This window comes from Paraburkholderia sp. BR14374 (assembly GCF_040948685.1).
In the GTDB taxonomy this organism is placed as follows: Bacteria; Pseudomonadota; Gammaproteobacteria; order Burkholderiales; family Burkholderiaceae; genus Paraburkholderia; species Paraburkholderia youngii.
On sequence record NZ_JBFPKF010000005.1, the window covers coordinates 74415 to 87052 of the forward strand.

The 12638-nt window shown below is 66.5% G+C and carries 12 protein-coding genes; all 12 read left to right on the forward strand.

The window, feature by feature from the left end; all coding sequences use genetic code 11:
- The first annotated feature begins 11 nt into the window (after window positions 1–11).
- The 12 genes from mtgA to pyrF all read left to right on the forward strand — a co-directional run bounded on the left by mtgA (window position 12) and on the right by pyrF (window position 12630).
- Window positions 12–746: a monofunctional biosynthetic peptidoglycan transglycosylase gene (gene mtgA, locus AB3X86_RS13450; protein ID WP_368596366.1), complete on the forward strand. Its 735-nt coding sequence runs from the start codon at window positions 12–14 to the stop codon at window positions 744–746.
- A gap of 361 nt (window positions 747–1107) precedes the next feature.
- Window positions 1108–2124: an IclR family transcriptional regulator gene (locus AB3X86_RS13455; protein WP_176105030.1), complete on the forward strand. Its 1017-nt coding sequence runs from the start codon at window positions 1108–1110 to the stop codon at window positions 2122–2124.
- The gene (locus AB3X86_RS13460; RefSeq protein ID WP_368596367.1) at window positions 2121–3236 is read left to right on the forward strand and encodes a 2-dehydro-3-deoxygalactonokinase; all 1116 of its coding nucleotides are present in this window, start codon (window positions 2121–2123) and stop codon (window positions 3234–3236) included. The genes AB3X86_RS13455 and AB3X86_RS13460 overlap by 4 nt, the downstream gene beginning before the upstream one ends.
- 45 nt (window positions 3237–3281) lie before the next feature.
- Window positions 3282–3962 (forward strand): 2-dehydro-3-deoxy-6-phosphogalactonate aldolase, encoded by a 681-nt coding sequence (locus AB3X86_RS13465; protein ID WP_368596368.1) that lies wholly within the window; start codon window positions 3282–3284, stop codon window positions 3960–3962.
- Window positions 3959–4741: an SDR family oxidoreductase gene (locus AB3X86_RS13470; protein WP_368596369.1), complete on the forward strand. Its 783-nt coding sequence runs from the start codon at window positions 3959–3961 to the stop codon at window positions 4739–4741. The genes AB3X86_RS13465 and AB3X86_RS13470 overlap by 4 nt, the downstream gene beginning before the upstream one ends.
- A 121-nt stretch (window positions 4742–4862) precedes the next feature.
- Window positions 4863–5861 carry an arabinose ABC transporter substrate-binding protein gene (locus AB3X86_RS13475; protein ID WP_368596370.1) on the forward strand — a complete coding sequence of 333 codons (999 nt, stop codon included), beginning with the start codon at window positions 4863–4865 and terminating at the stop codon, window positions 5859–5861.
- 105 nt (window positions 5862–5966) lie between these two features.
- Window positions 5967–7529: an L-arabinose ABC transporter ATP-binding protein AraG gene (araG, locus tag AB3X86_RS13480; protein WP_368596371.1), complete on the forward strand. Its 1563-nt coding sequence runs from the start codon at window positions 5967–5969 to the stop codon at window positions 7527–7529.
- A 52-nt stretch (window positions 7530–7581) separates the two neighbouring features.
- Window positions 7582–8598: an L-arabinose ABC transporter permease AraH gene (araH, locus tag AB3X86_RS13485; RefSeq protein ID WP_176105037.1), complete on the forward strand. Its 1017-nt coding sequence runs from the start codon at window positions 7582–7584 to the stop codon at window positions 8596–8598.
- A gap of 41 nt (window positions 8599–8639) precedes the next feature.
- Window positions 8640–9440: an SDR family NAD(P)-dependent oxidoreductase gene (locus AB3X86_RS13490; protein WP_176380919.1), complete on the forward strand. Its 801-nt coding sequence runs from the start codon at window positions 8640–8642 to the stop codon at window positions 9438–9440.
- Window positions 9437–10378: an SMP-30/gluconolactonase/LRE family protein gene (locus AB3X86_RS13495; RefSeq protein WP_368596372.1), complete on the forward strand. Its 942-nt coding sequence runs from the start codon at window positions 9437–9439 to the stop codon at window positions 10376–10378. Before AB3X86_RS13490 ends, AB3X86_RS13495 begins: the two co-directional genes overlap by 4 nt.
- Before the next feature lie 220 nt (window positions 10379–10598).
- Window positions 10599–11660 carry an aldose 1-epimerase gene (locus AB3X86_RS13500; RefSeq protein ID WP_368596373.1) on the forward strand — a complete coding sequence of 354 codons (1062 nt, stop codon included), beginning with the start codon at window positions 10599–10601 and terminating at the stop codon, window positions 11658–11660.
- A 154-nt stretch (window positions 11661–11814) separates the two neighbouring features.
- Window positions 11815–12630, forward strand: coding sequence for an orotidine-5'-phosphate decarboxylase (pyrF, locus tag AB3X86_RS13505; protein ID WP_368596374.1), 816 nt, complete (start codon window positions 11815–11817; stop codon window positions 12628–12630).
- The last annotated feature ends 8 nt before the right edge of the window (window positions 12631–12638 follow it).

Below are 12638 nucleotides of genomic sequence, written 5' to 3' on the forward strand. Positions count from 1 at the left end.
CAGCACGCACCATGACAGCGACGCGGCGCGCCAGCGGTTCGCGCGGCCAGGCCGGCCCGCTGCGCTGGTTCGCCTGGCTGATCGCGGTCGTGGCCATCGCCTGGCTCGCGACGCAGGCGTACTACTTCGCGCAGATCGCGATCTGGAACGTCGTCAATCCGCGCTCGACCGCGTTCATGCGCTCGGACGCGTGGCGTCTGTCGCAGGACCGGCCGGATCTGTCGGTGCAGCGCACGTGGGTGCCGTACGAGCAGATTTCCCGCAACCTGAAGCGCGCGATTATCGCGTCCGAGGACGCGAACTTCGTCACCAACAAGGGCTACGAAACCGACGCGATGTTGCAGGCATGGGAGCGCAACAAGGCGCAAGGCCGGATCGTGCGCGGCGGCTCGACGATCTCGCAGCAACTCGCGCGCAATTTGTTCCTGTCGCGCGAGAAAAGCTATATCCGCAAGGGCCAGGAGCTGATCATCACGTGGATGCTCGAAACGCTGATGGACAAGCAGCGCATCTTCGAGATCTATCTGAACTCGGTCGAATGGGGCAACGGCGTGTACGGCGCCGAGGCGGCCGCGCAGTACTACTTCAAGACCTCGGCGAGCAAACTCACGGCCGCACAGTCCGCACGGCTCGCGGTGATGCTGCCGCGCCCCAAATATTTCGATGAACACAGGAATTCGGCGTATCTCACGCAACGCGCACGAGTCATCGCCCGGCGGATGGGCGCGGCCGAATTGCCGGATTGAAAAGCGCTGTCGATCTCCTGGTTTTCGGTTCCGAAGCCCGCCTCGCGCGGGTTTTTTTGTATCTTTTCGCCGGGGCACGGCGTCCCGTAAATAGTTGATCGCCCACTAAAATCTCATTATCTGGGCTCAACATTCACATATTGGTGATTCTCAAAAGTCGCCCTACAATCCAAGCCAACATGCATCGCAAGTAGGCGCTCCAGCGCGCCGAAACAGCGAACCGCGACAGAAAAACCGGAGACGAGGCCAACATGTCTGGCAGCCAACCACAGCAGCCGCGCGAGCGCGGCGCCGCACGCATTCCCGCCCTGTGCTCCGGCCCCGCGCGCTAAGCGCAGAAACCATCGGAAAGCGAATCGCCATGAACAAAGCGATGCCTACTCACGGGGCTAGCCCGGCCGAGGCGGCGCCGGGGTCGAACGGCGGGCCGGACAGTGCCGCGAATCCCGCGCCGCGCGAGGCTTCAGCCGTCACCGCCAATGTCGCCGCCAGTGCGTCCGCTACCGCGAGGGCGTCGCGCCCGGTGCAGCGCGCGGCAACCGTCGACGGCCTTGGGCTGCCGGTCACGCTGCTGGAAATCACGCCGCAGCAGGCCGGCACACAGACACTGTTGCGCGGCCTCGCGATTCTCGAGGCGGCGGCGGCCGGCGTGCGCGATCTGCGCAGCTTCGGCGCCGCGCTCGGCACCACCCGCAGCACCACGCATCGGCTCGTCAGCAGCCTCGTGCAGGCGCGCTATCTGCGTCAGGTGCAGGGCGGCTATCTGCTCGGGCCGAAGCTGATCGAGCTCGGCACGATCGCGCTCGAACAGATGCCGCTGACGGCCGTCGCGCGTCCGCATCTGCAGTCGCTGGCCGAGCAGACGCTCGACACGATCCACCTCGGCGTGCGCGATGGCGACGACGTGCTGTACATCGACAAGATCCCTGGCACGCGCGGCCTCGAAATGCGCTCGCGCGTCGGCCATCGGATGCCGCTCGCGTCGACCGGCATCGGCAAGGCGATGATGCTCGACCTCGCGCCGGACGCATGGCAGTCGCTGTTCGACGCGTCGCGCCGCGCGCTCGCGGGGGTCAGCTTCAAGCCCGACAACCGCCCCGACGCGCCGACCTTCCTGCAGCGCATGACGAACTACGCGGCCGGCGGCTACACGTTCGATCTCGAAGAGAACGAAGCGTCGATCCGTTGCGTCGCGGCGCCGGTGCGCGATGCGTCGGGCGCGATCGTCGCGGCGCTGTCGGTGGCGAGCACGATTCCGTATATGCCGCTCGAACGGATGGACGAACTGATTCCGGTCGTGCAGCGCGAGGCGCGCGCGATTTCGGAAGAACTTGGTTGGCGCGCACCGCAACCGGCCACGCGCAGGATCAAGCGATGAAACAAGCGGGCACCGCCACGCTGGCGAACCACCAGGCGCCCGCCGCGCCCACCTCGGGCGTGGAGCCGGACGCGACTGATGGCACAAATACCGCCGCCGTCGATTTCACGCATGCCGCGCTGATCGCGCTCGACTGGGGCACGACGTCGCTGCGCGCCTATCTGTTCGACGCGCACGGTCGCGTGCTGGCGACGCGCGCATCGACGGCTGGCATCATGAATCTGCCGCGCAGCGCGGCCGAGAGCGGCTTCGACGCGGCGTTCGACGACGCCTGCGGCGCGTGGCTAGAGCACGCGCGCGGCGTGCCGGTGATCGCGGCGGGGATGGTGGGCAGCGCGCAAGGCTGGCTGGAAGCGCCGTATGTCGAGACGCCCGCCAACGCCGATGCGCTGGTGGCCGGCATCGTCCGCGTGCCGACCGCGCGCGGCGCGACGCTGCACATCGTGCCGGGCGTGCTGCAGCGCGGCGAGTTGCCGAACGTGATGCGCGGTGAGGAGACGCAGATTTTCGGCGCGCTCAGCGCGGACGCGAACGGCGCGCAAGACGCGAGCGCCGTCGACAGCAACGCCCGTTCACTGATCGGCCTGCCTGGCACGCACGCGAAATGGGCGGTCGTGCAGGCGGAGCGCATCGAGCGTTTTCATACCTTCATGACCGGCGAGGTATTCGCGGCGCTGCGCGAGCACACCATTCTCGGCCGCACGATGGTCACGCCCGATCGGCCGAATACCGAAGCATTTTTGCGCGGCGTGAACATCGCGCGCGAGAAAGGTCAGGCGGGCGTGCTCGCGACCGTGTTCAGCACGCGCACGCTCGGCTTGACCGGCGCGCTGTCGAGCGAGGCACAGCCCGACTATCTGTCGGGCCTGCTGATCGGACACGAACTCGCCGGCCTCGAAGCGGTACTCGCGCAGCAAGGCAGCTCGCTCGCGCAGCAGAGTCTGCGGCTGATCGGCAACGACGCGCTGTGCGAGCGCTACCGCCTCGCGCTCGCGCAATTCGGCTGTCTGCGCGCGGAGCCGGTCAGGCACGCGACCGAACGCGGCCTGTGGCGCGTTGCCGTAGCAGCGGGGCTCGTGCAGCCGTCCGCGCAGGCGGCGCGCGCTGGCTGACCGGCGGCAGAGCCCTTTACGACGCTCACGAAACAAGGAACCGACATGCAACCACATATCAATCTGCCCGGACCGTACATGCCGCACGCGGGTCTGATCGCCGCGTTCGAAGTCTGTCCGCTGATCGCGATCATGCGCGGCATCACGCCCGCCGACGCGGCCGATCACGGTCAAGCGCTGTACGAAGCGGGTTTCCGCATCGTCGAAGTACCGCTCAATTCGCCGCAGCCTTTCGACAGCATCTCCGCGATCCGCAAGGTGCTGCCGGCCGACGCGATCGTCGGCGCGGGCACCGTGCTGCATCCGCTCTACGTCGACGAAGTGAAGTCGGCGGGCGGCGAGCTCGTCGTGATGCCGCACAGCGACCCGGAAGTCGTGATTGCCGCGAAGGCGCGCGGCCTTGCCTGCGCGCCCGGCGTCGCGACGCCGACCGAAGCGTTCATCGCGCTTAAGAACGGCGCCGACGTGCTGAAGATGTTCCCCGCCGAACAGCTCGGCTGCCAGGTCGTCAAGGCATGGCGCGCGGTGATCGCCGCGCAGGTGCCGCTCGTGCCGGTCGGCGGCATCAACCCGGACAACATGGGGCCGTTCCTGAGCGCCGGCGCCAACGGTTTCGGCCTCGGCTCGGCGCTGTACAAGCCGGGCCAGAGCGCGGCGGTGACCGCGTCGCATGCGAAGGCGTTCATCAACGGTCTGCGGATCGCTCGCGCAGGAGCGAAGAAATGAACCGGCTCGCTGGCAAGGCCGCTCTCGTGACCGGCGCCGGGCGCGGCATCGGCGCGGCGATCGCGCTCGCGTTCGCGCGCGAGGGCGCGGCGGTCGTGCTGGCGGAACTCGATCTCGACACGGCGCAGCGCACGGCCGCGCGGATCGAGGCGGAAGCCGGCGCCGGCGCGCGCGTGCTCGCGGTGCAGACCGACGTGACGCAAGCCGCGTCGGTGAGTCACGCGGTGAGCGTTGGCGAGCGCGCGTTCGGCGCGCTCGACATCCTCGTCAACAACGCCGGCATCAACGTGTTCTGCGATCCGCTGACGATGACCGACGCCGACTGGCGGCGCTGCTTCGCAGTCGATCTCGACGGCGTGTGGAATGGCTGTCGCGCGGTACTGCCGGGGATGGTCGAACGCGGCGCGGGCAGCATCGTGAACATCGCGTCGACCCACGCGTTCAAGATCATTCCGGGCTGCTTTCCGTACCCGGTCGCGAAGCATGGCGTGATCGGCCTCACGCGCGCGCTCGGCATCGAGTACGCGCCGTGCAACGTGCGCGTGAACGCGATCGCGCCCGGCTACATCGAGACGCAGCTGACGCACGACTGGTGGAACGAGCAGCCCGATCCGGCCGCCGCGCAGCAGGCGACGCTCGATCTGCAACCGATGAAGCGCATCGGCCGCCCGGAGGAGGTGGCGATGACCGCGGTGTTCCTCGCGTCGGACGAGGCGCCGTTCATCAACGCGAGCTGCGTCACCGTCGATGGCGGCCGCTCGGCGCTGTATCACGACTGAATTCGCATCGCGAAGAGACGCACAGAACACCGGACGACGCGCTGGCCGCGTGTGTCAGGACCGGTATAAGAAGACGCGGCCGATTACCTTCTCGTTATCAATTAGTCAGGAGACACGCATCATGAAACGTAGAATTTTCCTCACGCTGGCAGCGGCGGCGACGGGTGTGCTCTTCAATGCGCCGGTCGTGCAGGCAGCCGATACGGTCAAGATCGGCTTCGTCGTGAAGCAGCCGGAAGAGCCGTGGTTCCAGGACGAATGGAAGTTCGCCGAGATCGCCGCCAAGGACAAGGGCTTCACGCTGGTGAAAATCGGCGCGCCGTCGGGCGAGAAGGTGATGAGCGCAATCGATAACCTCGCCGCGCAGAAGGCGCAGGGCTTCGTGATCTGCACGCCCGACGTCAAGCTCGGGCCGGGTATCGTCGCGAAGGCGAAGGCCGACGGCCTGAAGATGATGACGGTCGACGACCGCCTCGTCGACGGCGCGGGCAAGCCGATCGAAGCGGTGCCGCATATGGGCATCTCGGCGTATAACATCGGCAAGCAGGTCGGCGACGGCATCGCGGCTGAAATCAAGAAGCGCGGCTGGGACATGAAGGACGTCGGCGCGATCGACGTGACCTACGAACAGCTGCCGACCGCGCATGACCGCACCACCGGCGCGACCGACGCCCTCGTCGCCGCGGGCTTCCCGAAAGCGAACATCGTCACCGCGCCGCAAGCCAAGACCGACACCGAAAACGCTTTCAACGCCGCCAACATCGCGCTGACGAAGAACCCGCAGTTCAAGCACTGGGTCGCTTACGCGCTGAACGACGAAGGCGTGCTCGGCGCGGTGCGCGCGGCGGAAGGCCGTGGCTTCAAGGCCGACAACATGATCGGTATCGGCATCGGCGGCTCGGACTCCGCGCTGAACGAGTTCAAGAAGCCGCAGCCGACGGGTTTCTTCGGCACCGTGATCATCAGCCCGAAGCGCCACGGCGAGGAAACCTCGGAACTGATGTACTCGTGGATCACCCAAGGCAAGGAGCCGCCGCTGCTGACGCTGACGACCGGCATGCTGGCGACGCGCGACAACGTCGGCGAAGTGCGCGAGAAGATGGGCCTCGCGTCGAAGTAATCGCTGGTCTTGCGGTGACATGAAGTACACCGCCGGCGCGCCGCTTTCTCTGCCTGTTGCGGAGGGCGGCGCGCGTACGGTCTACATGAGGGATGAGGAGGCGAAGTGTCAGCGACGCTACGTTTTGACAATATCGGCAAGGTTTTTCCAGGCGTGCGTGCGCTCGACGGTGTGTCCTTCGACGTCAACGTCGGCCAGGTGCACGGCCTGATGGGCGAAAACGGCGCAGGAAAATCGACGCTACTGAAAATTCTCGGCGGTGAGTATCAGCCCGATTCGGGCCGCATGATGATCGATGGCAACGAGGTGCGCTTTCCGAGCGCGGCCGCGTCGATCGGTGCCGGCATCGCGGTGATTCACCAGGAACTTCAGTACGTGCCCGACCTCACGGTCGCGGAGAACCTGCTGCTCGGCCAGCTGCCCAATTCTCTCGGCTGGGTCAACAAGCGCGAGGCGAAGCGCTTCGTGCGCGACCGGCTCGAGGCGATGGGCGTCGCGCTCGATCCGAACGCGAAACTGCGCAAGCTGTCGATCGCGCAGCGGCAGATGGTCGAAATCTGCAAGGCGCTGATGCGCAACGCGCGTGTGATCGCGCTCGACGAGCCGACCAGCTCGCTGTCGCATCGCGAGACAGAGGTGCTGTTCAAGCTGGTGCGCGATCTGCGCGCCGACAACCGCGCGATGATCTACATCTCGCATCGGATGGACGAGATCTACGAGCTGTGCGACGCGTGCACGATCTTCCGCGACGGCCGCAAGGTCGCGTCGCATCCGACGCTCGAAGGCGTGTCGCGCGACACGATCGTCAGTGAGATGGTCGGGCGCGAAATTTCGGACATCTATAGCTATACGGCGCGGCCGCTCGGCGAAGTGCGTTTCGCGGCGAAGGCGATCGAAGGTCATCCGCTCGCGCAGCCGGCCAGCTTCGAGGTGCGGCGCGGCGAGATCGTCGGCTTCTTCGGACTCGTGGGCGCGGGCCGCAGCGAGCTGATGCATCTGGTGTATGGCGCCGAGCATCGCAAGGGCGGCGAACTCGTGCTCGACGGCAAGCCGATCAAGGTGCGCAGCGCGGGCGAGGCGATCAAACACGGCATCGTGCTGTGCCCCGAGGATCGCAAGGAAGAGGGCATCGTCGCGATGGCGAGCGTCGCGGAGAACATCAACATCAGCTGCCGCCGTCACTATCTGCGCGCGGGCGTGTTTCTCGATCGCAAGAAAGAGGCGCAGACGGCGGACCGTTTCATCAAGCTGCTGAAGATCAAGACGCCGCATCGCCGGCAGAAGATCCGCTTCCTGTCGGGCGGCAACCAGCAGAAGGCGATTCTGTCGCGCTGGCTCGCCGAGCCTGATCTGAAAGTCGTGATTCTCGACGAACCGACGCGCGGCATCGACGTCGGCGCGAAGCACGAGATCTATAACGTGATCTATCAGCTCGCCGAGCGCGGCTGCGCGATCGTGATGATTTCGTCGGAATTGCCGGAAGTGCTCGGCGTGTCCGACCGGATCGTCGTGATGCGCCAGGGCCGCATTTCCGGCGAGCTCGCGCGCAAGGACGCGACCGAGCAGTCGGTGCTGAGCCTCGCATTGCCGCAGAGCTCGACCGCGCTACCTGGTGAGTCGAACACGAACGCGAACGCAGCCAACCAGAGCGGCTCGCGCGCGGCCTGAACCTTATCCGGACGAGAGTCCGCAACCCGTGGGGACGGGAGGAGTATTGAACATGCAAGCCAGAGAAAACCTCGCGCAGCAGGCCGCCAAGAGCGCGGCCGACGCGCTGATTCCGCAGCCTACCGACAAGGCCAAGTGGTGGCAGCAGATCACCGAGTACAGCCTGATCGTGATCTTCATCGTGATGTTCGTCACGATGTCGCTGACCGTCGATCATTTCTTCTCGATCGAGAACATGCTCGGCCTCGCGCTGTCGATCTCGCAGATCGGCATGGTCGCGTGCACGATGATGTTCTGTCTCGCGTCGCGCGACTTCGACCTGTCGGTCGGCTCGACCGTCGCGTTCGCCGGCGTGCTGTGCGCGATGGTGCTCAACGCGACCGACAGCACGGTCATCGCGATCATCGCGGCGGTCGCGGCGGGCGCGGTGATCGGCTTCGTCAACGGCGCGGTGATCGCTTATCTGCGCATCAATGCGCTGATCACCACGCTCGCGACGATGGAAATCGTCCGCGGCCTCGGCTTCATCGTGTCGCATGGTCAGGCGGTCGGCGTATCGTCGGATACCTTCATCGCCTTGGGCGGCCTGACGTTCTTCGGCGTGTCGCTGCCGATCTGGGTCACCCTGATCTGCTTCATCGTGTTCGGCGTGATGCTGAACCAGACCGTGTACGGCCGCAATACGCTCGCGATCGGCGGTAATCCGGAAGCGTCGCGCCTGGCCGGTATCAACGTGGAGCGCACGCGCGTCTACATCTTTCTGATCCAGGGCGCCGTGACCGCGCTCGCCGGCGTGATTCTCGCGTCGCGTATCACGTCGGGTCAGCCGAACGCCGCCGAAGGCTTCGAGCTGAACGTGATCTCCGCGTGCGTGCTCGGCGGCGTGTCGCTGCTGGGCGGCCGCGCGACGATCTCCGGTGTCGTGATCGGCGTGCTGATCATGGGCACGGTCGAGAACGTGATGAACCTCCTGAACATCGACGCGTTCTACCAGTACCTGGTGCGCGGCGCGATCCTGCTCGCGGCCGTGTTGCTCGACCAGTTGAAGAACCGCGGCTCGCGCGACTGAGCCGCTTTCACCTCATCCCAAGCTCATAAAGGAATCGAACGATGTCGTCTCCGGCCAATGCAAACGCCAGCCTCTCTGACACCGCGTACGCGCGCTATCCGAGCCTCGTCGACCGTACGGTGCTGATCACGGGCGGCGCGACCGGCATCGGCGCATCGTTCGTCGAGCACTTCGCGGCGCAGGGCGCGCGCGTCGCTTTCTTCGATATCGATGCGAGCGCCGGCGAAGCCCTCGCCGACCAGCTTGGCGATTCGAAGCACAAGCCGCTCTTTCTCCCGTGCGATCTGACCGATGTCGACGCGCTGCAAAAAGCGATCGCCGACGTGAAGGCGGCGCTGGGTCCGATCCAGGTGCTGATCAACAATGCGGCGAACGACAAGCGCCATCAGATCGCCGACGTGACGCGCGAGTCGTTCGACGCCGGCATCGCCGTGAACATCCGCCACCAGTTCTTCGCGGCGCAGGCCGTGATGGAAGACATGAAGGCCGCGCGCAGCGGCTCGATCATCAACCTCGGCTCGATCAGCTGGATGCTGAAGAACGGCGGCTATCCGGTGTACGTGATGTCGAAGTCGGCGGTCCAGGGGCTCACGCGCGGGCTCGCGCGCGACCTCGGCCACTTCAATATCCGCGTCAACACGCTCGTGCCGGGCTGGGTGATGACCGAGAAGCAGCTGCGCCTGTGGCTCGACGACAACGGCCGCCGGCAGATCAAGGAAGGCCAGTGCATCGACGCCGAGCTGATGCCGGCCGACCTCGCGCGCATGGCGCTATTCCTCGCCGCCGACGACAGCCGCATGATCACCGCGCAGGACATCGTCGTCGACGGAGGCTGGGCGTGAGCGCCAAGCCGCACGTGCAGCGGGCCACGCTGCTGCTCGACGCGCAGTGCGAACTTGGCGAAGGCGCGACCTGGTGCGCCCGCAGCGGCCGTTTCTACTGGACCGACATCGAAGGCGCGCGGCTGTGGCGCTACGATCCGGCCGACGGCCGCAGCGAATCGTTCGACATGCCCGAGCGGCTCGCCACCTTCGCGCTGTGCGAAAACCCGCGCTACGTGCTGCTCGGGCTCGCATCGCATCTCGCGTTTTTCGATCTGGAGAAGGGCAGCACGCAGCACATCGTCGACGTCGAGCCCGGCATGAACACGCGCGTGAACGATGGCCGCTGCGATCGGCAAGGGCGCTTCGTGTTCGGCACCAAGGACGAAAGCGGGCGACGGCAGACGGTCGCCGGCTTCTATCGGTTGAATCACGATCTATCGCTCGAACGCTTACCGTTGCCAGCGCCGGCAATTTCGAACAGCATCGCATTCAGTCCCGACGGCGCGACGATGTACTACTGCGATTCGCCGACGCGTGAAATCCGCGCGTGCGACTATCGCGCCGATGGCAGCATCGCGAACGATCGCCTGTTCACGCGTCTAACCGATGCGAACGGCATCCCCGACGGCTCGACCGTCGACAGCGACGGCGGCCTGTGGAACGCGCAGTGGGGCGGCGCGCGCGTGGTGCGCTACGGTCCCGACGGTGTGGAAACCGAGCGCATCGACGTGCCGACCACGCAGCCGAGCTGCGTCGCGATCGGCGGTGCCGCGCTCGGCGAGGCCCCGGGCAGCGCCCGGGGCGAGACGGCGCTCGACACGCTGTACATCACGAGCGCCTACGCCGAGCTCGATGCAACGGCGCGCGCGGCCGATACGCTCGCGGGCGACCTGTTCGTCGCGACGCTTTCACGGCGTGGTGTTGCGGAACCGCTGTTCCAGGGCGCGCCCATCTAGCGCAGAATGACGCAGCCCCGGCCGCGCGCCGGGGCCGCGATCCTGAAGGTGAAGCAGAAGTCGATGTAGCAGTTTCGGTCCGCGAGCGATACGCCCGCGACCGGCCGGCAACGAATCGGCAGCATGCAGTTCGGACTCGAGGCGAATTGCTCATAAAAAATCGCCCGCAACTCCCGTCAACCCTGACGGCAACGTCCCACGCCTCTCGATGGAGCCAGATATGACTGTTGCGAATCTCGTTTCAGCCTCATCCCCAACCTCTCAAACGCGACGCTCGCGACTTGCCGCGGCGGCCAATCCCGTGCTGGCGGGCCCGAGCACGTCGGCGGTGGCGCTCGGCGAAGGCAGCGCCGGCGATGTCGCGTGCATCACGCTCGCCAACTCGCAATTGCGACTCGATGTCGCGCCGACGCTCGGCGGTGGCGTGACCCGCTTCGACTGGCGCGACGACGGCGCGCTGACGCCGATCTTCCGGCGCTGCAGTGAAGTCGGTGTCGATACGGAACCGAACCAGCTTGCCTGCTATCCGCTGTTGCCATACTCGAACCGCATCGGCGGCGGTCATTTCAGCGTGGGCGGCCGGCGCGTCGAGGTGCCGCGCAACCGCGCCGAGGAACCCCTGCCGATTCACGGCGACGGCTGGCTCGCGCAATGGCAGGTGCTCGACGCGGGCCGCGAGCACGTGCGCCTCGCGCTCGACCGCAGCGAAGGCAAGCCGTACGCGTTCCGCGCGACGCAAATCTACACGCTCGACGGCCCGACGCTCGTCATCGCGCTCGAAATCGAAAACGCCGGCCGTGAGACGCTGCCGTTCGGGCTCGGCGTGCATCCATTCTTTGTGCGCGACGCGGACACCGAGCTGTCGGCGGCGGCTGGCGGCCTGTGGCTGTCGGGCGACGACTGGCTGCCGGTGCGCCACGTGCCGGCGCCGCCCGCGTGGCAGTTCGGCGTCGCGTATCCGCTGCCGGAGACGATCGTCAATCACGCGTTCACCGGCTGGAGCGGCCAGGCGGCGGTAGTGTGGCCGAAGCGCCGGCTATCGCTGAACATCGCCGCCGATACCGACTACTACGTGCTGTACACGCCGCCCGGCGAAGACTTCTTCTGCTTCGAGCCGGTCGATCATCCGATCAATGCGATGAACCTGGCCGGCGGCGCGAGCGAAAACGGCATGACGCTGCTCAAGCGCGGCGAGCGGTTGACGCGCACTTTCCGCTTCACCGTCGAGCGGACTGGGCTGCGCTCGATGCCGGGCGGGCGTGGCGCGCGGCGCAGGCAGTAGTTGCCGCCGTAGCCGCCGGGCCGCCGGAAGGGCGGCTGGCGCTGCTACCGTCAATGAGGTGCGGGCCGCGCGGTGACCGCCATCGACGGATGGCGATCGTGGGACGGGTAAAATACGCGCCTCCCCCGATTACCGGCTCGCCGCGAGACTCACCATGTCCAACTTCATCCAGACACTCAACGACGCCTGGCAGCGCACGAACTCGCTGCTGTGCGTTGGGCTCGATCCCGAGCCCAGCAAATTTCCGGGCGCGCTCGCGGGCCGCGCCGATGCGATCTTCGAGTTCTGCCGCACGATCGTCGATGCAACCGCGCAGTACGCGTCGTCGTTCAAGCCGCAGATCGCCTACTTCGCCGCGCATCGTGCGGAAGACCAGCTCGAGCAGCTGATCGCCCACATTCACGCGAACCATCCGGGCCTGCCGGTGATTCTCGACGCCAAGCGCGGCGATATCGGCAGCACCGCCGAGCAGTACGCGCGCGAGGCGTTCGAGCGCTACCAGGCGGACGCGGTGACGGTCAATCCGTACATGGGTTTCGATTCGATCGAGCCGTATCTCGAGCACGCGGGCAAGGGCGTGATCGTGTTGTGCCGCACGTCGAACGCGGGCGGCTCGGACTTGCAGTTTCTCGAGACGGGCGGCCGGCCGCTGTATCAGGTCGTCGCGCAACTGGCCGCGCAGAAGTGGAATGCGAGCGGCCAGCTCGGGCTCGTGGTCGGCGCGACGTTTCCGAAGGAAATCGAAGTGGTGCGCGGGATCGTCGGCGACATGCCGCTGCTGATTCCGGGCATCGGCGCGCAAGGCGGCGACGTGCAGGCCACCGTCAGCGCCGGACGCACCGCGAACGGCACCGGCATGCTGATCAACTCTTCGCGCGCGATCATCTACGCGGGCAAGGGCGACGACTTCGCGCAAGCGGCCGCGCAGGCCGCGAAGGACACCCGCGACCGGATCAACGCGTTTCGTTGAATCGACGA

Excerpts from the sequence above, each read along its gene's own strand:
- mtgA (WP_368596366.1), top strand. The coding sequence starts at position 12 with ATGACAGCGACGCGGCGCGCCAGCGGTTCGCGCGGCCAGGCCGGCCCG.
- AB3X86_RS13455 (WP_176105030.1), top strand. The coding sequence starts at position 1,108 with ATGAACAAAGCGATGCCTACTCACGGGGCTAGCCCGGCCGAGGCGGCG.
- AB3X86_RS13460 (WP_368596367.1), top strand. The coding sequence starts at position 2,121 with ATGAAACAAGCGGGCACCGCCACGCTGGCGAACCACCAGGCGCCCGCC.
- AB3X86_RS13465 (WP_368596368.1), top strand. The coding sequence starts at position 3,282 with ATGCAACCACATATCAATCTGCCCGGACCGTACATGCCGCACGCGGGT.
- AB3X86_RS13470 (WP_368596369.1), top strand. The coding sequence starts at position 3,959 with ATGAACCGGCTCGCTGGCAAGGCCGCTCTCGTGACCGGCGCCGGGCGC.
- AB3X86_RS13475 (WP_368596370.1), top strand. The coding sequence starts at position 4,863 with ATGAAACGTAGAATTTTCCTCACGCTGGCAGCGGCGGCGACGGGTGTG.
- araH (WP_176105037.1), top strand. The coding sequence starts at position 7,582 with ATGCAAGCCAGAGAAAACCTCGCGCAGCAGGCCGCCAAGAGCGCGGCC.
- AB3X86_RS13490 (WP_176380919.1), top strand. The coding sequence starts at position 8,640 with ATGTCGTCTCCGGCCAATGCAAACGCCAGCCTCTCTGACACCGCGTAC.
- AB3X86_RS13500 (WP_368596373.1), top strand. The coding sequence starts at position 10,599 with ATGACTGTTGCGAATCTCGTTTCAGCCTCATCCCCAACCTCTCAAACG.
- pyrF (WP_368596374.1), top strand. The coding sequence starts at position 11,815 with ATGTCCAACTTCATCCAGACACTCAACGACGCCTGGCAGCGCACGAAC.